The 21,606-nt window shown below is 61.4% G+C and carries 21 protein-coding genes; 11 read left to right on the forward strand and 10 right to left on the reverse strand.

The features are described from left to right. The first annotated feature begins 8 nt into the window (after window positions 1-8). The 3 genes from EGN72_RS13160 to EGN72_RS13170 all read left to right on the forward strand — a co-directional run bounded on the left by EGN72_RS13160 (window position 9) and on the right by EGN72_RS13170 (window position 1,784). Complete coding sequence (locus EGN72_RS13160; RefSeq protein ID WP_127048313.1) at window positions 9-371, forward strand: porin; 363 nt, start codon at window positions 9-11, stop codon at window positions 369-371. 107 nt (window positions 372-478) lie between these two features. Further along, window positions 479-1,132, forward strand: coding sequence for a YggS family pyridoxal phosphate-dependent enzyme (locus EGN72_RS13165; protein ID WP_127048315.1), 654 nt, complete (start codon window positions 479-481; stop codon window positions 1,130-1,132). Further along, entirely contained in the window at window positions 1,125-1,784 is a 660-nt protein-coding gene (locus tag EGN72_RS13170) for a hypothetical protein (RefSeq protein WP_127048317.1), read from the forward strand. The genes EGN72_RS13165 and EGN72_RS13170 overlap by 8 nt, the downstream gene beginning before the upstream one ends. On the opposite strand, the gene EGN72_RS13175 is transcribed toward EGN72_RS13170, so the two are convergent. Both EGN72_RS13175 and ribA read right to left on the reverse strand, forming a co-directional pair. Continuing rightward, complete coding sequence (locus tag EGN72_RS13175) at window positions 1,781-2,281, reverse strand: L,D-transpeptidase (protein ID WP_127048319.1); 501 nt, start codon at window positions 2,279-2,281, stop codon at window positions 1,781-1,783. The genes EGN72_RS13170 and EGN72_RS13175 overlap by 4 nt on opposite strands. Beyond that, complete coding sequence (gene ribA, locus EGN72_RS13180; RefSeq protein ID WP_127048320.1) at window positions 2,278-3,360, reverse strand: GTP cyclohydrolase II; 1,083 nt, start codon at window positions 3,358-3,360, stop codon at window positions 2,278-2,280. The genes EGN72_RS13175 and ribA overlap by 4 nt, the downstream gene beginning before the upstream one ends. 157 nt (window positions 3,361-3,517) lie before the next feature. On the opposite strand from ribA, the gene EGN72_RS13185 reads away from it, so the two are divergent. Then, the gene (locus EGN72_RS13185) at window positions 3,518-4,204 is read left to right on the forward strand and encodes a response regulator transcription factor (RefSeq protein WP_127048322.1); all 687 of its coding nucleotides are present in this window, start codon (window positions 3,518-3,520) and stop codon (window positions 4,202-4,204) included. A 161-nt stretch (window positions 4,205-4,365) separates the two neighbouring features. Here EGN72_RS13185 and EGN72_RS13190 read toward each other — a convergent pair whose 3' ends face one another. From EGN72_RS13190 to uxaC, 4 genes are all read right to left on the reverse strand, one after another. After that, entirely contained in the window at window positions 4,366-5,787 is a 1,422-nt protein-coding gene (locus tag EGN72_RS13190) for a mannitol dehydrogenase family protein (protein WP_370323281.1), read from the reverse strand. Next, window positions 5,777-6,520, reverse strand: a complete 744-nt coding sequence (kduD, locus tag EGN72_RS13195; protein WP_127048326.1) for a 2-dehydro-3-deoxy-D-gluconate 5-dehydrogenase KduD — start codon at window positions 6,518-6,520, stop codon at window positions 5,777-5,779. Before kduD ends, EGN72_RS13190 begins: the two co-directional genes overlap by 11 nt. Then, window positions 6,517-7,341 (reverse strand): 5-dehydro-4-deoxy-D-glucuronate isomerase, encoded by an 825-nt coding sequence (kduI, locus tag EGN72_RS13200; protein WP_127048328.1) that lies wholly within the window; start codon window positions 7,339-7,341, stop codon window positions 6,517-6,519. Before kduI ends, kduD begins: the two co-directional genes overlap by 4 nt. Before the next feature lie 85 nt (window positions 7,342-7,426). Further along, window positions 7,427-8,833: a glucuronate isomerase gene (uxaC, locus tag EGN72_RS13205; RefSeq protein WP_127048329.1), complete on the reverse strand. Its 1,407-nt coding sequence runs from the start codon at window positions 8,831-8,833 to the stop codon at window positions 7,427-7,429. 162 nt (window positions 8,834-8,995) lie between these two features. On the opposite strand from uxaC, the gene EGN72_RS13210 reads away from it, so the two are divergent. After that, entirely contained in the window at window positions 8,996-9,721 is a 726-nt protein-coding gene (locus EGN72_RS13210; RefSeq protein ID WP_233587134.1) for a GntR family transcriptional regulator, read from the forward strand. Here the strand turns inward: EGN72_RS13210 and EGN72_RS13215 are convergent. Then, complete coding sequence (locus EGN72_RS13215; protein ID WP_233587135.1) at window positions 9,718-10,950, reverse strand: MFS transporter; 1,233 nt, start codon at window positions 10,948-10,950, stop codon at window positions 9,718-9,720. The two genes, EGN72_RS13210 and EGN72_RS13215, sit on opposite strands and share 4 nt — an antisense overlap. A gap of 130 nt (window positions 10,951-11,080) precedes the next feature. Between EGN72_RS13215 and EGN72_RS13220 the strand changes: the two genes are divergently transcribed. Beyond that, window positions 11,081-11,869, forward strand: coding sequence for an exodeoxyribonuclease III (locus EGN72_RS13220; RefSeq protein WP_127048333.1), 789 nt, complete (start codon window positions 11,081-11,083; stop codon window positions 11,867-11,869). Between the two features lie 27 nt (window positions 11,870-11,896). Here the strand turns inward: EGN72_RS13220 and EGN72_RS13225 are convergent, their stop codons facing one another. Beyond that, window positions 11,897-12,352, reverse strand: coding sequence for a CreA family protein (locus EGN72_RS13225; RefSeq protein ID WP_127048334.1), 456 nt, complete (start codon window positions 12,350-12,352; stop codon window positions 11,897-11,899). 147 nt (window positions 12,353-12,499) lie between these two features. On the opposite strand from EGN72_RS13225, the gene EGN72_RS13230 reads away from it, so the two are divergent. Then, on the forward strand, window positions 12,500-12,946 hold the full coding sequence (locus EGN72_RS13230; RefSeq protein ID WP_127048336.1) for a MarR family winged helix-turn-helix transcriptional regulator: 447 nt from the start codon (window positions 12,500-12,502) through the stop codon (window positions 12,944-12,946). 12 nt (window positions 12,947-12,958) lie between these two features. Beyond that, window positions 12,959-16,165 carry a 4Fe-4S dicluster domain-containing protein gene (locus tag EGN72_RS13235; protein ID WP_127048338.1) on the forward strand — a complete coding sequence of 1,069 codons (3,207 nt, stop codon included), beginning with the start codon at window positions 12,959-12,961 and terminating at the stop codon, window positions 16,163-16,165. Window positions 16,166-16,172: 7 nt separating this feature from the next. Here the strand turns inward: EGN72_RS13235 and EGN72_RS13240 are convergent, their stop codons facing one another. Together EGN72_RS13240 and EGN72_RS13245 are read right to left on the reverse strand one after the other, a co-directional pair. Then, entirely contained in the window at window positions 16,173-17,750 is a 1,578-nt protein-coding gene (locus EGN72_RS13240; protein ID WP_127048340.1) for a hypothetical protein, read from the reverse strand. Between the two features lie 36 nt (window positions 17,751-17,786). Continuing rightward, a complete protein-coding gene (locus tag EGN72_RS13245) occupies window positions 17,787-18,131 on the reverse strand; it encodes a hypothetical protein (RefSeq protein ID WP_127048341.1) in 345 nt (114 codons plus the stop codon). A 282-nt stretch (window positions 18,132-18,413) separates the two neighbouring features. Here EGN72_RS13245 and tssA point away from each other — a divergent pair, with 282 nt between their 5' ends. The 3 genes from tssA (at window position 18,414) to tssC (ending at window position 21,530) form a co-directional block, all read left to right on the forward strand. Further along, entirely contained in the window at window positions 18,414-19,451 is a 1,038-nt protein-coding gene (gene tssA / locus EGN72_RS13250; protein WP_127048343.1) for a type VI secretion system protein TssA, read from the forward strand. 63 nt (window positions 19,452-19,514) lie between these two features. Then, complete coding sequence (gene tssB, locus EGN72_RS13255; RefSeq protein WP_370323282.1) at window positions 19,515-20,033, forward strand: type VI secretion system contractile sheath small subunit; 519 nt, start codon at window positions 19,515-19,517, stop codon at window positions 20,031-20,033. Window positions 20,034-20,036: 3 nt separating this feature from the next. Further along, entirely contained in the window at window positions 20,037-21,530 is a 1,494-nt protein-coding gene (gene tssC, locus EGN72_RS13260; protein WP_127048347.1) for a type VI secretion system contractile sheath large subunit, read from the forward strand. Window positions 21,531-21,606: the final 76 nt, after the last annotated feature.

Genomic DNA, 21,606 nt, shown 5'->3' on the forward strand with positions numbered 1-21,606 from the left:
GGCCACCCATGCCCCGCGTGAACCCGCTTTTGCCTGTTCTCACCGCCGCCGCACTTTGCGCCTCTGCCCCGCTCGCCTCCGCCGAGGTGGTGTTTTCCGGCGAGGCAAAGATGGGCCTTGTGTTTGATGGCGAGGATCTGAAAGCGGTCGCAGGCACACGGATCACCGCCCATGCCTATGGCGTCACAGATGGCGGCCTTGAATATGGCATCGTGCTGGATATGGATCAGGTCAACACCAAAACCTTCAACCGCACCCGCCCGCGCAGTTCCGTCTATATCCAAAGCGGCAACCACAGCCTGCGTATCGGCAATGGCGTAGATAATGCCATCCGCAGCACCATCGGCACCCTGCCCAAGGTGGAATTCTAAAACCTCCCGCTTTCTTTTCGGCCCAAATATCCCCGCCGGAGGCACCGCCCTTTCCTTTTGCGCAGCATCGGCCTAATTTCCCGATGACCGATCAAAAAGGCTTGCCCATGTCCCTGTCCGCCATCCAATCTCGTCTGCTGACTGCCTGTCAGGCCGCCGGGCGCGACCCGGCCACGTTGACCCTGATCGCGGTGTCCAAAGTGCAGCCGCTGGACCGCGTGCGCGCAGTGCTGGACGAAGGGCATCGGGTGTTCGGCGAAAACTATGTGCAGGAAGCCGCTGGCAAATGGCCCGACCTGCGGGCGGAGTTTGGTCCGGTGCAGGTGCATATGATCGGGCCGTTGCAAACCAACAAGGCCAAGCTGGCGGTGGACTTGTTTGATGCGATCCACACGCTCGACCGTCCGTCCCTTGCCACCAAACTGGCCAATCTGGCACAGGCGCGCGGCGGCAGCCCCGATCTGTTCATCCAGATCAACACCGGCGAAGAGCCGCAGAAAGCCGGGGTTCTGCCCGGCGATGCCGATGCCTTCATCGCCGAGGCGCGGCGGCTTGATCTGCCCGTCAAGGGCCTGATGTGCATCCCCCCCGAAGATGAACCCAGCCCCCCGCATTTCGCGGCCCTCGCCGCCATAGCCGCCCGTAACGGGTTGGCCGGGCTGTCCATGGGCATGAGCAGCGATTTTGAGGCTGCCATCGCGGCCGGGGCCACGCATATCCGCGTCGGCTCGGCCATTTTCGGCGCGCGCACTTATGCTTGAACGCGCGGCGCTTTTGCTGGTGCTGGCTGCCAGCCCTGCCGCGGCGGAACAATCCTACACGGTGTTTCTGGGCGGGCATCAGCTTGGCACCCTGCGCTATGACCCCGGCGCGACAACCGAGCTGCGCAGCACCTTTGATGGCACCCCTTTGGGCGTGTTCGACGGCGGCTATGCGGGGCGCAGCCGCCAGACCGGCGGTCAAGCCGCGCGCTATGAAGGCAAAAGCAGCGCCAAGCGCAAAAGCCGCGCGGTAGAGATTGCGACAGATCGCGCGGGGCAAGTGGTGGAGGTGACGATCACCCCCGAAAGAGACCGCACCGCCTTGTCAAACGTGGCAGAGGTGCCAAAGGGTGTGCTGAACCCGGTGGCGGGGTTCGGTCGCCTTGTGTCGGGTAGCACCTGCCCAGAGGCGTTCAAGCTGTATGATGGCCGCCGGGTGATCGCGGTCAGCCCCGGTAAATCCAGCATCGACGGGACTGTCACGACCTGCTGGATGGACTACCGCGTCATCCTTGGCCCCGGCCACCTGTCGCCGCTGTATATCAAATCCATCGACATCAAGATGGTGTTTGACAGCAGCAAAGCCAAAACTGGCCCACAGGAATTCACGCTGCGCTCTGGCGTGTTTGAGGTGGCGTTCCGGCGCGATTAACGTGAAACGATCAGCCGCGCCCCAAGTGAAATGCGCGCGGCGATCCACAGCAGGTCGTGGCGCGCAAAGGCCACGCAGCCTGCCGTCGGATAAGCCACCCGCCGCCATGTGTGCAGAAAAATCGCTGATCCTTTGCCCGGCACTGCACCCGGCCAGTTCCAATCGGTGATCATCACCAGATCATACAGCGGATCGGCGCGGCGCATCTGCTCATGGCTGAACGGGTGCGGCCTGCGGACCAAGTGGTTATAGGCCGGGTCCGCCACATCATCGGACCACAGATCGCCCAGCCGGATCGGCTGCGCCCAGCCGGGCAGGGATGCGCCGCGCAAACGGTCGGGGCGGTAATACATGCCCATGATGCGATGCACGCCCACAGGTGTCGCCCCATCGCCTTCGCGCTTGTCCGCGCGTATCCCACCGCGCCCGATGGTGCAGGCAAAGCGGCGGCCCGCAAACAGCACGCCTGTCGGGGTCAGCCGCAGATCGCCCGTCATAGCAGATGCCCCGATTTCGCGGCCTTGGTCGCCAGATACGCGGCATTCTGGTCGGTTTTGCCCACCCGCAGCGGCACGCGTTCGGCCACGCGGATGCCCATCGCCTCCATCATGGCGAGTTTGGCAGGGTTATTGGTCAGCAGGCGCACAGCGGAAAATCCCAATTCCCGCAGGATGGAAGCGCCAAGGCGAAAATCACGCTCATCATCCTCAAAGCCAAGGCGATGGTTGGCCTCTACCGTGTCAAAGCCTTGATCTTGCAGGGAATAGGCGCGCATCTTATTGGCAAGCCCAATCCCGCGCCCCTCTTGGTTGAGGTAGAGCAGGATGCCTGCACCTTCGGCCCCCATCTGGGTCAGGGCGGCATGCAGTTGCGGGCCGCAATCACATTTCAGGCTGCCCAGCACATCCCCGGTAAAACAAGCGGAGTGCAGCCGGGCCAGAACCGGGGCGGCGCGGTCGGGGCGACCCACCTCTATCGCGTAATGCTCTGGCCCGCCGTCTTCGGGGCGCAATACATGCACGCGGCCCGCGCCTGCGGCGGCCATCGGCAAACGTGCCGCGCTGACAGGATGCAGCGGAGAGCTGCGCGTCAGCTCTGGCATAATCGCGGCAAGGGGCAGGCGGGTCAGCGCCTCGGCCCCCGGCAGATCCGGGGGCACCGCAACCGCGACAATGGCGGGCAGCAGCGGCGCAGATTTCGCCAGCAGAATCGCCGCGCGGTGCAGATCGGCGTGGCCATCGCGCAGGCTGCGCAAAGGGCCTTTCATCGGAAAGCGCAGATCATCCGCGGGGTCCGCCAGCGCGCGCAACCAATCCATTCCGGTGTCAGGCGGCACGACGATGCGCACCAGATCGCCATCATAGGCCGGGGTTTTCAGGGTTTCCGCCCGCCGCGCCGTCAGCGCCAGTTCCAGCGGGCCAAGCGCCTGCATCTCCTCCAGCCGCGTTTGCCCCAGCGATTCCACCGCAACGACCAGCAAGGCCCGCGTGCCATCCTGCACCAGAACCGGCACGCCCATCCGCAAATCGCCCCGCGCGCGGGTCAATTGTTCAACGATCGAAAGGCCGAGCACCATGTTTGCGTCCTTGTTCTGCGCCTTTGATGTAACCGCAGCCGCAGGAAATTGAAACATACCGCCCAAATCTCACACGACCCCGTGAGAAGTTTGCAGCATATCTTGCCGAAACGGTGTTGCAGGCGCATCTCAAACACAAGCAAGAAGGAGCACGACAATGGCATCATTGCGCAAAATTCTGTTGGTGGACGACGACGACGACCTGCGCGAGGCGCTGAGCGAGCAGTTGGTCATGACCGAAGACTTCGATGTGTTCGAGGCCGGGAACGGTGCGGATGGAATGGAACGGGCGAAAGCCGATCTGTATGATCTGGTGATCCTTGATGTCGGCCTGCCCGATACCGATGGCCGAGAGCTGTGCCGCCGGATGCGGAAAGTGGGTGTGAAAAGCCCGATCCTGATGTTGACCGGCCATGACACGGATGCCGATACCATTCTGGGGCTGGACGCAGGCGCGAATGATTACATCACCAAGCCGTTCAAATTCCCGGTGCTTCTGGCCCGTATCCGCGCGCAATTGCGCCAGCATGAACAGTCGGAAGATGCGGTGTTCCAGCTTGGGCCATATACGTTCAAGCCCGCGCAGAAACTGCTGCTGGATGAGAAGGACAAGAAAATCCGTCTGACCGAGAAAGAGACGAATATTCTGAAATTCCTCTATCGGGCATCTTCCAGCGTGGTGGCGCGGGATGTGCTGCTGCATGAGGTTTGGGGCTATAACGCCGGGGTCACGACCCACACGTTAGAGACACATATCTACCGGTTGCGCCAGAAGATTGAGCCTGATCCCTCGAACGCGCGCTTGCTGGTGACAGAGTCGGGCGGCTATCGACTTGTTGCCTGACTGCCATACTACGGCAGAATCTCAATCTTGGCGCAGCAGATTCGGCTTTTCTGACGTATAGTGGTTGTATTGGTTCCCCTTGTCGCGTCGGGGTTATGGCGCGGCATCCTCCCTGTTGGACCTGGCCGGGCATACGCGCCCGGCCTTTTTTTGTCTTGGTGTCAGGGGTTTGCCTTGTTCAACGCGGCAATGGCCGCCGATGACCCCATGGACCAAAGGGTTTCAGCCGCACGCGTCAGCGGGGGCTGCATGCGGTCTGCCAGATCGGCGGGAAACACCTCTCGCAAGGCCAAAAGGGCCGCTGCCTTGGCGGCGGGTGTGGGGGCAGCGGCCAAAACGGCCTGCATTTTTGTGGCCAGCGGGTCACGCACATCTATCGGTTTGCCGGCCTCATCGGTGCCACTGACATAGCGCATCCATGCCGCCACGGCGAGGAACAGGCCGGGTGCTGCGCGCCCCGCGTCAAGGTTTTCGCGCAGGGTGCCAAGGATACGCTGCGGCAGTTTCTGGCTGCCATCCATCGCGATTTGCCATGTGCGGTGCCGGATATTCGGGTTGGCATAGCGATCAAACAAGGCATCGGCATAGGCGCTTAGGCTGACATTGGGCGGGGCTGTCACGGCGGGCATGATTTCGGCCCAAAGACGGCGGACATAGGCGGCGAAGACCGGGTCCGCCACCGTGTCGGCGATGGTTTCATGCCCCGCCAGGTAGCCGGTATAGGCCAGCGCCGAATGGGTGCCGTTCAGCATGCGCAGTTTCATATGTTCATGCGCGGTGACATTGGCAACCAGTTCCACCCCGGCGGCGGCCAGATCGGGGCGTGCGCCATTCACAAAATCATCCTCTACCGCCCATTGCGCAAAGGCTTCGTGCATCACCGGGGCGGCATCGGGGCGGCCTGTCATGTCTGCCACGCGGGCGATATCGGCGGGCGTCGTGGCAGGGGTAATCCGGTCCACCATGGTAGAGGGAAAACGCCCCTGTGCCGCGATCCAATCGGCCAGACCTGCATCCAGCAAGCGCGCCAGCTCCAGCACCAGCCCGCGCAGCAGCTTGCCGTTCTCCGGCAGGTTGTCACAGGTCAGCACCGTAAAGGGTGGCAGCCCCGCCGCGCGGCGCATCTGCAAGGCACGCACCAGAAAACCGGGGGCCGAGACGGGCAGCGCATGGGCCAGATCATGCTGGATATCCGGATGGTCGCGGTTCAGCGTCCCCGTCGCCGGGTTGTGGCAATAGCCCTTTTCGGTGACGGTCAGGCTGACAATCTTGACCTTTGGGTCGGTCATCGCGGCCAGAACCGCCGCCGGGTCTTCGGGGGCGACCAGCACATCGTTCAGCACTGTGATCCAGCGCGGCACCGCCCCCGCCGCTGTCAGCGCAACCGAGGTATAGCCCCAATCCTGCCCACGCAACGCATCGCGCGTATCGGGACTGCGCAGCGATACCCCCACAATCCCCCAATCCCCGCCCGAGGCCGCCATCGCATCAGCGATGTAAATGCAGCCAAAGGCGCGAAAGAACGCGCCAAGCCCCAGATGCACGATGCCAGTGGCCGGCTTGGCGGGGTGATCAGCGGGCAAGCCAGCCTCCATCCACGTTCAGAACTGCGCCATGCACATATTTCGCCGCAGGGGTGCAGAGATAAACCGCTGCCCCCGCGATATCTTCGGCTTGGCCCCAACGCCCTGCCGGTATCCGTTCCAATATCGCGCGGTTGCGGTCGGCATCGGCGCGCAGGGCTTCGGTGTTGTTCGTCTCGATATAGCCGGGGGCCACGGCGTTGACGTTGATGCCTTTGGCCGCCCATTCATTCGCCAGCAGCTTGGTCAGCCCCACGACCCCATGTTTGGACGCGGTATAAGACGGCACGCGGATGCCGCCCTGAAACGACAGCAAGGACGCGATATTGACCACCGCCCCTTGCCCGCCCCGCGCAAAGGCCGCCTTGGCAAAGGCCTGCGTGGTAAAGAACAGCGCCTTGAGGTTTACGTCCATCACCGCATCCCAATCGGACTCGGTAAACTCTACCGCATCGGCGCGGCGAATGATGCCTGCGTTGTTGACCAGTATGTCGATCCCGGCCCCGTCGAACAGCCCTTGCCCCGCCATCGGGTCCGCGAAATCCACCAGGACAGAGGAGGCCGTGCCACCCGCGCCCGTAATCCGCGCAACCGTGTCATCACAGGCGCGGCGCCCTGCGCACAGCACCTCTGCCCCGGCTTGGGCCAGCCCGATGGCAATGGCCTGCCCGATGCCGGTATTGGCCCCCGTCACCAAAGCGCGGCGACCGTTCAGGGAAAAGGCCGCGTTCACCGCAAATCCTCCATCGCGATCATGTCCATATCGGTGAAATCGACGTTATCGCCCGCCATCGCCCAGCAGAAGGTATAAGACGCAGTGCCCGCCCCCGAATGCACCGACCACGGCGGGGAAAGAACCGCCTCTTCATTCGCCATCACGATATGGCGGGTTTGCGATGGTTCGCCCATCAGGTGGAACACACGCTGGTTTTCTGGCAGTTCGAAGTAAAGATACGCCTCCATCCGGCGGTCATGGATATGCGCAGGCATGGTGTTCCAGACAGAGCCGGGCGCGAATTGGGTGTAGCCCATCAGAAGTTGGCAGCTTTGGCACACATCAGGGTGCAGGAATTGGATGATGACCCGTTCATTCGCAGTTTCGCGCGCGCCCAATTCCACACGGCGGGCATCGGCCAGTTTGATCAACCGGGTCGGATAGGTTTGATGCGCCGGGGCTGACAGAACGTAATACCGGCCCTTGCCTTCAAAGGTCACAGGTCCGGCACCTTTGCCGATATACAGCACTTCGCCGTTTTCCAACCTGTGGCTGGTGCCGCCCACGCTGACGTTGCCTGCCTCGCCAATGTTCAGCACGCCCATCTCGCGGCGATCAAGGATAGAGGCGGTTCCGGTTTCGGCCACTTTGTCCAGCGTCAGCTTGCCACCCGCAGGCACGGCAGACCCAAGGATCAACCGGTCATAATGGCTGTAAACCAGATTGATCTCTCCTTCTGCGAACAGGCCGCCGACATGGAAATGGTCGCGCAATTGCTCGGTGTCCAGCGTGCGGGCGGTGGCGGGATCAATGGCGTAACGGGTCTGGGTTTTCAGCATGTGTCTGGTCTTTCTTTTTGAAGTGGGTCGCGCTTGCGCGCGGAAGGTCAGGCGCCGCTGCGCCGGTGTGTCGCGTGGGCTGGGGTCACAGCCGATAGGCTTGTTTCGCCAGCCGGTAGGCAAGATCGGTCGCGACCTCATGCGCCTCCTCCTCCTCCAGCCGCCCGGTGGCGACCAGCGTGGCAAGAAAAGAGCAATCGGCGCGGCGGGCCACATCGTGACGCGCAGGAATAGAGCAGAAGGCGCGGGTATCATCGTTGAAGCCCACGGTATTGTAAAAGCCCGCCGTCTCGGTCGCCATTTCGCGAAAGCGCATCATGCCTTCATAGCTGTCATGGAACCACCACGGCGGCCCAAGCCGCAACGCCGGATAGACCCCCGCCAAGGGGGCCAGTTCGCGCGCATAGGTGGTTTCGTCCAGCGTGAACAGAATGATCGTCAGATCAGGCCGCCCGCCCACCGCATTCAGCAAGGGGCGCAAGGCGCTGACGTAATCGGTGCGGGTGGGGATGTCATAGCCCTTGTCGCGGCCAAACCGCACCATGATATCCGCCGAATGGTTGCGGAAAGAGCCGGGATGGATTTGCAGCACCAAGCCGTCATCAAGGCTCATCCTCGCCATTTCCGTCAGCATATGGCCACGGAACCGGTCGGCATCTTCGGGGCTGCACTGTCCGCGCAGGGCCTTGTCAAACAGGGCTGCTGCCACATCGGGGGCAAGGTCTTCGGTGCGGGCGGTCGGGTGGCCGTGATCGGATGACGTGGCGCCAAAGCTTTTGAAAAAGGCGCGGCGGTTGCGATGGGCGGCCAGATAGCCGGCCCAAGTGGTCGCATCCTCGCCCGTCATTTCGCCCAGCCGCTCGACATTCTGGGCAAAGCCGGCAAACTCCGGGTCCACCACCGCATCGGGGCGGTAAGCGGTGACAACCTTGCCCGTCCAGCCGCTGTCGCGGATCATCTTGTGCCAGCGCAGATCGTCGATCGCGCTTTCAGTGGTGGAAATCGCCTCGATCCTGAAGCGTTCAAACAATGCGCGGGGGCGGAAGGCATCTTGGGTCAGGCACGCGGCGATCTGGTCATAAATCGCATCTGCATTCGCGGCGCACAGCCGTTCCGTGATGCCAAACACATCCTGAAACGCGTGATCCACCCAGAGCCGCGACGGGGTGCCGCGAAACAGGTGGTAATTCTGCGCAAACAGCCGCCATATCTTGCGCGGGTCTTGCTCGGTCGGGCCGCCGTCACTGCGTGGCACGCCCAGCCGTTCCAGCGGGATGCCTTGGGAATGCAGCATCCGAAAGACATAGTGATCGGGGGTGACGAAAAGCTGTGCCGGATCAGGGAAGGCAGCGTTTTCGGCGAACCAGCGCGGGTCGGTATGGCCATGCGGGCTGATGATCGGCAGGTCGCGCACGCCGTCATACAGCCGCCGCGCGAGGCTGCGCAGCGTGGCATCCACCGGAAACAACCGATTTTCATCCAGCAGGCTCACGGCACTCCCCCCTTTTAACCCATCCAACGGCAGACCGATTGTCGTGCTGGCTTGGCAAGTAATAACCTAGTATACGACTTTTACCGAGTCAACTGGTATCCCAGTTGTGCTGACGGGGCTTTGCTGTATTCTGATGATCGTTGCGCCACGGGGGGCCGCCCATTGACCACATCTTACAACCAGCCGAATGCCAGCTTGCCGGGGCAGACCATGGGGCTTGCGCCACAGCGCACCATCGCAGATCAGGTGTTTGACAGGTTGCAGCAGCAAATCCTGACGTTGGACCTGCCACCCAACAGCCGCATATCCGAGACGGAGATTGCCAGACAAATGGGCGTTTCGCGCCAACCTGTGCGAGAGGCGTTCAAACGGCTTGCGCGGCTGGGCTTCTTGTGGATACGCCCGCAAAGCGGCACCACGGTCAGCCTGATTTCCGAGGCGGCGGTGCTGCGCGCCCGTTTCATCCGCACCGCGCTGGAACAGCATACCTGCCGCACCGCATGCGCCATGGCAGGCGGGGCCGGGCTGGCGCGTCTGGCCGAATTGATCGAGGCGCAAAAGGCGGCGGTTGCCGCGCAGAACCGCGATCTGTTTCACGCTTTGGATGATGCCTTCCACCGCGAGATTTGCGTGTTGGCGGGGGCCGGATATGTCTGGGATCTGATCAACGAAAGCAAGGCGCATATGGACCGTATCCGCATGCTCTCGCTAAGCGCCTCGTCGCAGCAGCTTGCATTGAAAGAGCATATCCAGATCTTTGACGCGATCACCCAAGCCGATGCCGAAGCCGCAGCAGCGGCGATGAACAGGCATTTGTCGCGTATCCTTGTGCTGATTGAGGAGATAAAATCCGTCAATCACGGTTGGTTCACTGATCTTGCGCCCTAGCGGCGCAGCCGGGTCAGCGCATAGATCAGCACCAGCACGATCCCCGTTGTGGCCGCCACAAAGGGCAGGCGCAGGGCCAGTTCGCGGCCCAGATCCCCTTCTGTCAGGCTGACCAGCGCCCCGCCCGCCAACGCGCCCAAAGGCATCGAGCCCCAGCCGAAAAAGCGGTAGATGCTGTTGACCCGGCCCAGAATGTCATCCGGGATGATACGCTGGCGGAACGACACGGTGGCCACATTCCACACCATCGCCCCAAAGCCGCCGATGGCCAACGCCAAGCCCGCCACAGCGGCAGAGCCCGTCAGGGCAAAGAGCGCATAATCGGTGCCAAAGGCGATCAGCCCAAAGATCATGCTGGCCCGCAACCCGATCTGCCGACAGATGCGCGGCGCGATCAACCCACCCAAGACGCTGCCCACCGCGCCCGCGGTCATCAGCAAACCGGTGCCGATGGCATCAAGCTGCAACACCTCTTGCGCGTAAAGCACCAGAATGGTCAGCCCGGCCATGTGGCAGGCGTTGATCACCCCCAGCATCACAGCCAGTTGCAAGATCACCGGATTGGCCCGCATCCAGCGGATGCCTTGCAGCAGCGCCTCTTTGAACGGGGCAGGGGTTTGCGGCGCACTCGGCGGCAGCACCATAAGCCAGATCAGCACCGCCGCCACCGCAAAGGTCGCCGCGTCAAAGCCGAACGGCACCGCCACGCCCATCGCAATCAGCACCCCAGCCAGCGGCGGGCCGATGAATTCGCCCATCACGCGCTCGGCGCTCCACATCTGGCCGTTTGCGGCCTCCAGATCGGCCTTGGCCACGATAGAGGGCAGGATGGTTTGCGCCGCATTGTCGCGCAGGACCTCGGCGCAGCCCAGCAGAAAGGCCACCAGCGCTAGCGCAAGGATCATCGGGGTGCCTGTGCCATCGGGTAAGGGCAGGCTGGTGGCAGACAGGACCAAAGCGACGATCAGCATGGTCAGCAGCAGCCGCACCACATCGGCCCGCACCATCAGCACGCGGCGGTCCATCCGGTCGGTCCAGACGCCTGCAGGCAGGCTGAGCAGGAACCACGGCAGGCGCTGGGCCGTTGCCACCATTGCCACCAGCATTGCATCCCGTGTCAGCAAGGTGGCCAACCATGGCAGCGCCAGCGTCGACACCCCATCCCCCAGATTGGTGATCGCCGCCGAGGAAAACACCAGCCGGTAATTCCGATTTCTGACCAGCAGCATGGCGCGCGCCCCCTTTATTTGCGCCAGCATGACGCGCCGCACCCAGCGCGGCAAGAGGGTCCCGCAGGAAACGGGTTGAGCCTGCCCCGGCGCCGCCCTACTGTGCGCCGATTGAAACAGGAGCCTTCCCATGCCGTTCACGCTTGCCACATGGAACATCAACTCGGTCCGCCTGCGGGAAAACCTGGTCGCAAGGCTGATGGCGGATGAAGCCCCCGATATTCTGTGCCTGCAAGAATGCAAAAGCCCGGTGGAAAAAATCCCGTTGGAGCAGTTTCAGGCGCTGGGCTATCGCTACATGGTGGCGCGGGGGCAAAAGGGCTATAACGGCGTGGCGATCCTGTCCAAGTTGCCGATTGTCGATGCGGGCGGGCGCGACTTCGTGCAGATGGGCCATGCCCGCCATGTGGCGGCGCAATTGGAAAATGGCGTTGTCATCCACAATTGCTATGTGCCGGCAGGTGGCGACATTCCCGACCGGGAGCAGAACGAGAAGTTCGGCCAAAAGCTCGATTACCTGACCGAGATGCGCGACTGGTTCCGATGGGAAAAGCCCAGCCGTTCGATCCTTGTCGGCGATCTGAACATCGCCCCGCGCGAAGATGATGTCTGGAGCCATAAGGCCCTGCTGAAAATCGTCAGCCACACCCCGATTGAAGTGGAGCATTTCAACGAGGTGATGGAAGCGGGCAACTGGGCCGATGTGACCCGCGCCGATATCCCCGAAGGGCTGTTGTATAGCTGGTGGTCTTATCGCGCAAAGGATTGGGATGCCGCCGACAAGGGCCGCCGCCTCGATCATATCTGGGCCACGGGCGATATTGCCAAATCCGCCCATTCCAGCCGTATTCTGCGCGATGTGCGCGGCTGGGATCACCCCAGCGACCACGCCCCGGTTTTCGCCAGCTTTGATCTGTAAGCCGGTGCGTTGCTTGAATCCGGTGCGCTACTTGGCCTGATACAGCGGAATCGTAGAAATAGAGGTCTTGGCAGAGCCTTGGCTGACCTCGCTGCCATGCGCGAGGTAGATCAGCGTTTGCGAAGCCTCGTCATACACGCGGGTGACACGGATGGATTTCAGGATGATCGAACGGCTTTCCTTGAACACCTGTTCACCGCCCTTTCCGCGATTGATGTCGCCCAGCGTGATTGGCCCGGTCTGTGTGCAGGAAATAGAGGAATTTGACGGGTCCTCAAACCAGTTGCCCTGTTGCAAACGGTCGATGATCCCGCGTTCAAAATAGGCCAGATGGCAGGTAACGCCCTGCACCTTCGGGTCTGCGATGCTTTCGATGATGATATCATTGCCGAACCAGTCCACACCCACCTCGCCGATCACTTCGGCCTGAACGGAGGGGGCGGAAAGGGCAAAAGCGGCAGACAGCAGGATAGAGCGGACCATGGGGCACTTTCTGTAAAGGTAACGCGGTATAACGCGCTGGTGGCGCAGGTGGTTCCCAATTATTTCCGCGGACTGCCCAGGTTTGTCAATCTAGTTGACACTGATAATCAGTTTCGCCACCCTGCACCAGTATCGCATGGGGGCGGAATGGCAGAGCATGAACTTCACAAACGGCTTGGGTTTCGCGTGTCGCGGCTTGCGCAGATCATGCAATCCCGGCTGGAAGGGCAGCTTGCGTCCTTGGGTCTGACGCGGCTGTCGTGGTGTGTACTGACGGGGATTGCGGATGCACAAATCACCGCGCCCTCCGATCTGGCCAGTTATATCGGGATCACCCGGCCCACCATGTCCCGCCTGCTGCGCGGGCTGGAGGCGCGGGGGCTTGTGCTGCGCGAGGCGGGGCAGGGCGATGGCCGCGCGGTGGCGCTTGCGCTGACTGAGGCGGGGCGCGACGTGCATGCAGCAGCCCGCCGGATTGTCGATGCCGAGGGCGCGCATTTCGCGGCCAAGCTGACCCCGGCCCAGCACGCGGCGTTCATGCAGGCCATTTCCTTGCTGGATGATGGCGAAACCCAAACCCTGACCGGTTTCTGAAAGGTTTTTGTGATGCGCATGTTTTCCATCAAAGACCGGCCCGTGCATCTGGGCCCCTTCCCGCTGGAGCGGTTGCGCCGCCATGATGGGCAGGTGGATTTCAGCAATTTTCCCACGCCGATGCCCTTGGCCTTTGACCATCCCGACCCGGAAAACCTCACCCATGCGATGGCGCGGTTTATGGGCATGTTTGACACCGTGCGCGATGGTGCGCTGGGCCATGGTATTGCCGATATTCCCGCAGATCCCTTGGCTCGCAGCCAGCACCTGAAGGCCGCGAGCTATTACTTCGATGCCGCGATGGTGGGCATCGCCGCCCTGCGCGCCGATCATCACCTTGCCACCCCTTACCGCAACCCGGATATTGATGCCTTGCGGCAGGAACTGGAACAAGGTCAGCCCGCCACCCATGCCGCCGGGATTGACCAGATCTATGCCGATGTGCTGGATGCCGCGCGGCTGACGCATGGCCCGGTTCCGCATCACAGCCATGCCTTGGTGTTTCTGGTCGAATTCACCCGCGACCCCGCCAAAGCAGAGCCGGGAACAGATTGGCTTCACGGTAGCCAAGCCCATCGCGCAGCGCTTTTGGCCAATAACACCGCCGTGGTTCTGTCCAGCTATTTGCGGCTGTTGGGATATGAGGCGCGGGCCCATTCGGCCAGCACATCCGATGTTGACCTGACGCGGCTGGCGGTCAGCGCGGGGCTGGTGGATGAAACGGGCACCGCGCCCTATGTCGGCAAACGCTTTGCCCTTGCCGCCGTGACAACCACGCTGGAACTGGTGCCCGATGCGCCGCTTGCCGCCAATGCGGGGCATAACGGCTTGCGCAGCCACGGTCCCGATTGGCAACTGGGGCGCGGCACGGCGCGGAGGGCGGCCACAGCCGTGCCCTTTGCCAAGCGTCCTTTCCACCTTGGCCCCTATCCGTTCGAAACCCTGAAGCGGGTGAAAACGCCCACCACCTTCATGGATGAACCCCGCATCCCCCGCTTTCCCAAACGGGCAGAGTTTTTTGCCCGCGCGCTGTTCGGGGATATGGGAAAATCGGTGCAAGAGGTGGCGAAGGGCGGCTATTACGTTGTCAAAAGCCCCATCGGGGCCTGTGCGCGCCGGGCTTTGGGGGCGCTTTTGTTGTTGCAATTCGGCGGGCCGCGCGTGGCCCCGTCCCCGCGCAGTGCTGACCCCAAGCGCAACGCGCAAAACCTGAAAGCTGCCAGCTATTACCTGTCTGCCGATGCGGTGGGCCTGTGCCGCGTGCCGGAATGGGCGTGGTATTCGCATGGCTCCAACGGCGACCCGATTGCTGCGCGCCACCCGCATGCCGTCAACCTGCTGCTCGACCAAGGGCATGAAACGATGGAGGGTGCCTCGGGCGATGACTGGATTTCGGTCGCGCAATCCATGCGGGCCTATTTGCGGTTTTCGCTGTTGGGCGGCGTGGTTGGTGAACAAATCCGCCGCCTCGGCTATGACGCGCGCGTGCATTCGGTGATTGATGGTGAGGTGCTGCAACCGCCGCTTTTGCTGTTGTCAGGCTTGGGCGAGGTGTCGCGCATCGGTGAGGTGATCCTGAACCCCTATCTTGGCCCGCGTCTGAAATCCGGCACGGTAACAACCGATATGCCGATGGAGCATGATCTGCCCATCGACTTTGGCCTGCAAACCTTTTGTAATTCCTGCAATAAATGCGCGCGCGAATGTCCGTCGGGGGCGATCACTGCCGGGCCGAAGCTGATGTATAACGGCTATGAAATCTGGAAATCGGACGCCGAAAAATGCACGCGCTACCGGCTGACCAATGCGGCGGGGGGCATGTGTGGCCGCTGTATGAAAACCTGCCCGTGGAACCTTGAGGGGCTGTTTTCGGAATCGGCGTTCCGCTGGGTTGCGATGAAGGCCCCGCAAACCGCCAAGGCCCTTGCCGCGCTGGATGACAAGCTGGGCCGTGGCCGTATCAACCCGGTCAAGAAATGGTGGTGGGATATTGAACTTGACCCCAAGGCGGGCCGCTATGTGACGGCGCGGGCAACCAATACGCGCGGCCTTAGCCCCGAGATTGACCTGAAATATGAAGATCAGACTCTGGCCGTCTACCCCGCCGATGTGATGCCGCAGCCCTATCCGGTGGTGCAGCCCTTGAACCGCGAGGACGGCATAAAACGCTATCGCGCGCTGCTGCTGCCGCAAGAGTATCAGGCCCGATTGGCGCGGGGGGAGACGGACGGCCTTGCCCCCGGCCCCAAAGCGGTTGAGGAACCGCCCGTCTTTCCGGTGGTCGTGGCGAAACGCCAAGACCTTGGCCCCGATATCGCCCGGTTCGAACTGCGCCGCGCCGATGGCGGCGATTTGCCGGCCTTCACCGCGGGCGCGCATATCGACGTGGTGATCGCACCGGAATACCAACGGCAGTATTCGCTGGCGGGTGACCCGGCAGACCGTTCCAAATATGTGCTGGGCCTGCTGCGTGAGGCAGAAGGGCGTGGTGGTTCCGCCCTCATGCACCGAATTTTCCGCGAAGGGCGGCGGGTGTTCATCAGCCCGCCCCGCAACCATTTCCCGCTGGACGAGGCGGCGCCGTTCAGCCTGCTGATGGCAGGGGGTATTGGTGTCACCCCGATGATCACCATGGCGCATCGTTTGCATGCGCTGGGCCGCGATTTCGCGCTGCATTATTCCGCCGGTGACGCACAGGCCGCTGGCTTTGCGCCGGAACTGGCCGCGCAAGCCTGGGCTGACCGCACGCATCTGCACCTGTCAAAATCCGGGCAGCGCGCCGATCTGACCAAGGTGATTCCCGCCTATGCGCCGGGGTTCCGGCTATATACCTGCGGGTCAAACCGCTACATGGATGCGGTGTTTGAAGCGGCCAAGGCGAAGGGCTGGCCCGAGGCCGCCTTGCTGCGCGAATATTTCACCGTGCCGGAACCCCCAGATTGGGTGAACCATCCCTTCACGCTGGAACTGGCCCGATCCGGCAAGCGGCTGGCGGTGCCTGCTGACAAATCCGCCACCGATGTGCTGGCCGAGGCGGGGCTGCCCATCAGCACGAAATGCTCTGACGGGATTTGCGGGGTCTGCGCGGTGGGCCACGCCGCCGATCAAGAGATCGAGCATCGCGATTATGTGCTGTCAGCGGCCGAGCGGGAAACGCGCGTCATCCTGTGCTGCGCGCGTGCCAAGGCCGCAGGTGGCGTGATGCGGGTGGACCTGTAGCGCGGGATTACGCTGCAAGCGCGGTTGAGACTTGCTGCAACGCCGCTACGGCGGGCGCGCGGATTTTGACGGGGGCAAAGCCGTTGTCGCCATCGACATCGCGGAAGAAATCGCCATCCAGCTCTGCGCTATATTCGGCAATGATCTCGCGCGCTTTGGCTTTCAGCGCCTGACGTTCTGGCCCGTCTGGCGTTTTGACCAGATCTTCCAGCGTGTTTTCCAACCGATTGTCCAGCGCATCCAGATAGGTGAACAGCTTGCCGGTTTCTGCAATCGCCTCCTCCATGCCTTCGATATTCGACAGCGCCGTGTCCATCGCGGATTTCAGAGTTTGCATTTCAGCCCGCAATTGCGTGCGGGTGTTGATCCAGGCAAGGCGTGATTTCACGAAGGGCACGACATCGGCGGGAATCGCTGCCTCGGCTTGGGTTTGTGTGGCAGCCTGCGCGCTGCGGATCATCTCGGCCAAGGCGGGGGCGGCGGCGATTGCGGCCTCATGCTGGCCCGCAGCGGCCTGATCCTGCATCGCGTAGAACTTCAGCTTGATCGCGTCGATATCGCCTTTCCCGGCCTTGATCGTAGCGAGAACCACGGGTTCAAGCTTGGCGGCGATGGCATCCCATTTGCGCGCGGCCTCTGTCGGGGCAGGGGCTTCGGCGGTGGGGGCCGCAGGGGTGGCGCTGTCGGGCTTTGGTGCGGCGTCGGCCTTGGCGCGGGTCATCGCCTGTTCCACCGCGTCCATGGTCTGGCTGGCCTTTGCCAGATCGCCCCCGGTGATCATCTTGGCCACAAGCCCAAGGGCAGCGCCAAGCTTTTCCTGCGCCGGGCCTTGCAGCAGCCCGGTCTGGCCGTGCAGCTTTTTCAACCGTTGGGCGGCGGCCAAGGCATCGGCATTGGGTGGTGGCGGCGGGGGTGGTGGTGCGGCGGCAGCCTTGGCCTGCCGGTCATAGGCCCGCCCGATGGCGTTGATGGTGCTTTCTGCCCGCACCAGATCACCGGCCTTCAGCAAACCAACCGCGCCCCCCAAGGCAGCGCGCAGCTTATCGCCCGCATCGCCTTGCAGCGCCATGATCCCCGGTTGCAGCGCCTTAAGCTGGCGCGCGAGGTCTTTGGGGTCGGGCAAATCGTCATCCGGGTCGGGCTGCGTGGTGTCGGCGCTGGCCTCCTCGGGTGCGTCAGTGTCGTCGATCTCTTCCTCATCGGCATCCAGAATGGGATCGTCGGGCAGGTCCTCGATATCGGTTTCCAGTTCATTGCCCATCACGTCTACGACTTTGACGTTCAACGGCAACCTCTCGTGCCGAAGATGCTTTTTCAGCTTCTTGGCGATGGAGGGCAGCTCCTTGATCAGCACAAGCGTCATCAGCTTGGCCTCAACCGTGAAGGTGCCAAAGCAAACCTTGGTCTGCCCCGAGGCTTTGCGCGCCGATTTGGCGATCATTTCCGGCGGCTTCTTGCGATGCGTGGCAAACAGGCTTTCGCTATCGCCGCCCGCGCTGGGGCAAAAGGCAAAGGGCATCGGGCGCTTTTTGCCAAGCCGGACAAGCTGGTGCAGCTCCTCTCCGGTTGCTTCGAAATCAGCCATCTTGCTCTCCTGTTCTGCGGCGCTTTGGGCGGGGGCTTAGCCGCCTACCTCTTGCCCTTCCGCATCCATGACCACGACATCAAGAGGCAGTTTCTGGCCACGGAAAAACTTTTTCAACTTCTTCGACATGCCCGGAACAAGGCGATCACAGGTCATGTTCAGGGTTTTGCCCTCCACGGTCGCCATGCCAAAGGCGACTTTGGTCTGCTCTGATTCCTTGCGCAGAGCCTTGCCCAGAATCTCTGGCTTTTTGCGGCGATGCAGGCAAAACATCGGCTCCTCCTCGCCCGCAGCCGGGCAGAAGGCGAAAGCCAAGGATTTCGTGCGCGCAATCTTGACGAGCTTCTTCAGCTCGGCACCTTCTGTTTGAAATTCACCCATTGCCCCCTCCGGGGAAAAAATATGTCAAAAATAACCCCTGAAGGATGCCGCGATTTGGGTCCGTCGGTCAAGTTTTGAATGATCCTTGCGCGACCGACGGTGCATTTGTGATGACAAGGCTTGAAATTTTTTCAATCCACGACAATATGGGGGCATTGAACAGGATTTTGCGAAGTTTTGATTTTGCGTTAAAAATTGCTGGATTGAAGGGTTCGTTCTGCTAACCTTTGCGGCAAGTATCAGTAGTGCGTTTGAATTTGAATTACATTTGAGAGTCTTTCTATGGATCTGTCTGCCTTTCTCAACAGCCATGGCGACGAAGAGCCGAGTGGCGAAAATCTTGAGTATGATCCCGCGTTTATCTCGCTGGAACTGGCAGCACAGCCCGGAGAAGAACGTCAGATCGGCGACAGTGTTATCGCCGCCGAAGAACCAGATCATGAAGAAGTCATCACCCATGCAGCCGAAGTTCTGGGGCGTAGCCATGATTTGCGCGCTGCGGTGTTTCTGGCCAATTCCATGCTCAGAACCGAAGGCTTTCCGGGGTTGGCGCGGGTAACGGCCTATATGCGCGGCTGTCTGGAGCAATGGTGGGATACCTGCCATCCGCAACTGGACGCCGATGATGACAATGACCCCACGATGCGGGTGAATGCTGTCGCCTCGCTGGTCGATGGCGATACGATTCTGCGCTCTGTCCGCTTGGCCCCCTTGACCGAAAGCCGTGCTTTTGGGCGGCTAAGCCTGCGGGACATCGCTATTGCGTCTGGCGATATGGCCCCGCCGGAAGGCATGGAAAACATCCCCGATACCGGAACCGTCTCGGCGGCGTTTCAAGATACTGATCCGGCGAAATTGCAGGCCTTGCAAGAAGCGGTTGTCGCAGCGCTGGAGGATGTCAAAGCCATCACCGCGATTTTCGATGACAAGATCCCGGGTCAGGGCCCGGACCTTGGTGCCCTGCAAAAGCTGTTGAAGCAAGCGAAGGCCCAGTTTGCCGAAGCCGGTGTCGGTGCCGCCAGCGAAGGCGAGCCTGCGGCTGAGGAAGCGGTTGCCGAAGGCGCCCCGGCCGAGACCGCGCGGACTGCCAGCGGCGGCGGTGGCGGGGCGATCAACAGCCCTCAAGATGTGCGTAACACGTTGGACCGTCTGATCAATTACTATGCAAGGGCAGAGCCTTCCAGCCCCGTGCCGATGTTGCTGGAGCGGGCAAAACGGCTGGTCGGCGCAGATTTCATCACAATCGTCAAAGATATGGCTTCGGGTGGCTATCCGAATGTCAAAACCATCGGAGGGCTGCCGGATGATGACGATTATTGACCGAAGGCCCTCATTCGCTGCATTGTTGTCGCAATACACAAATAATTCTTCAGGGAGCATATAATGGCCAGTTCACAGAAGTTCATTGCCAGGAACCGCGCGCCCCGCGTTCAGATCGAATATGATGTGGAGCTTTATGGCGCCGAGAAGAAGGTGCAACTGCCTTTCGTGATGGGTGTCATGTCTGACCTTGCGGGCAAGTCCGAAGCGCCGCAGCCCGCGATTGCAGACCGCAAGTTTCTGGAAATTGATGTCGACAATTTCGACAGCCGGATGAAAAGCATGAAGCCTCGGGCGGCCTTTACCGTGCCAAACACCCTGACGGGCGAAGGCAATATGGCGGTAGATATCACGTTCGAATCGATGGATGATTTCAGCCCTGCCGCGATTGCTGCAAAGGTGGAGCCGCTGAAAAAACTGCTGGACGCGCGCACGCAGCTTGCCAACCTGATGACCTATATGGACGGCAAGTCCGGCGCTGAAAACCTGATCGCGACTGTTATTCAAGACCCTGCTTTGCTGTCGGCCCTGGCGGCCCAACCAGCGCCCAAGGGTGATGCGACCGAAGAAGACAAGGGGTAAGTCATGGCCGAAGCAGAAGTTCAATCATCGGGCGGCGCCACGCAGGAGGCTTTCGGGAATTCTGAATTTGCGAACCTGCTGCAAAAAGAGTTCCGCCCAAAATCCGAACAAGCCAAGACAGCGGTGGAGCAAGCGGTGAAAACCCTTGCCGAACAGGCGCTGTCCAACACGGCACTGGTTTCGGATGATGCGCTGCGCACCATTGAAGGCATCATCGCCGAAATCGACAAGAAACTGACCGAGCAGGTGAACCTGATCCTGCACCACCCTGATTTTCAGCAGTTGGAAAGCGCGTGGCGCGGTCTGCACTATCTGGTGAACAACACCGAAACCGATGAAATGCTGAAGATTCGCGTTTTGAACATCTCCAAGAAGGATATGGCCAAGACGCTGAAGAAATTCAAAGGCACCGCTTGGGACCAATCGCCGATCTTCAAGAAGATCTACGAGGAAGAATTCGGCCAGTTCGGTGGTGAACCCTATGGCACGCTTGTGGCCGATTATCATTTCGATCACTCGCCGCCGGATGTTGAGCTGCTGTCGGAAATGTCAAAGATCGCGGCTGCGGCCCATGCGCCGCTGATCACCGGTGCAAGCCCCAACCTGATCCAGATGGATAGCTGGTCGGAACTGGCAAACCCGCGCGATCTGACCAAGATTTTCCAGACCCCGGAATATGCGTCCTGGCGCAGCCTGCGGGAATCGGAAGATTCGAAATATGTCGGCCTCGCGATGCCGCGCTTTTTGGGCCGTCTGCCTTACGGCGCCAAAACCGACCCGGTCGAGGCTTTTGCGTTCGAGGAAGACACCGAAGGCGCGAATTCCGAGAAATATGGCTGGGTCAATGCCGCCTATGGCATGGCTGTGAACATCAACCGGTCCTTCAAGACCTATGGTTGGTGCTCGCGCATCCGGGGCATCGAATCGGGTGGCGCGGTGGAGAATCTGCCGTCTCACACCTTCCCGTCCGATGATGGCGGCGTCGATCAGAAATGCCCGACCGAAATCGCCATTTCCGACCGTCGCGAGGCAGAACTGGCCCGCAACGGCATGATGCCTTTGATTCACCGGAAGAATTCGGATCTGGCTGCCTTTATTGGTGCGCAATCACTGCACCAGCCTGCCGAATATGATGATGCCGATGCGACGGCCAACGCCAATCTGGCGGCGCGTCTGCCCTATCTTTTTGCGACCTGCCGCTTTGCGCATTACCTGAAATGCATCGTTCGTGATAAAGTAGGGTCATACAAAAGCCGGGACGATATGCAGGCCTGGCTGCAAAACTGGATCAACCAGTATGTTGATTTCGCCGCCGCCTCTTCGCCCGAAGATGAAAAGGCACGGCGCCCCTTGGCAGCAGCCGAGGTTGTTATTGAAGAGGTTGAAGGGAACCCGGGCTATTACACGTCCAAGTTTTTCCTTCGGCCGCATTACCAGCTTGAAGGCCTGTCGGTCTCCTTGCGGTTGACGTCAAAATTGCCCTCTGAAAAGGGGTAATCCTAAGCGCCCTGAGGGACAGGGCGTTATTGAACGGTGGCTCAGTCGGGCAATTTCCGCAAGCCATCCTTAAGCT

Source organism: Pseudorhodobacter sp. E13 (genome assembly GCF_003991405.1).
GTDB lineage: Bacteria > Pseudomonadota > Alphaproteobacteria > Rhodobacterales > Rhodobacteraceae > Pseudorhodobacter.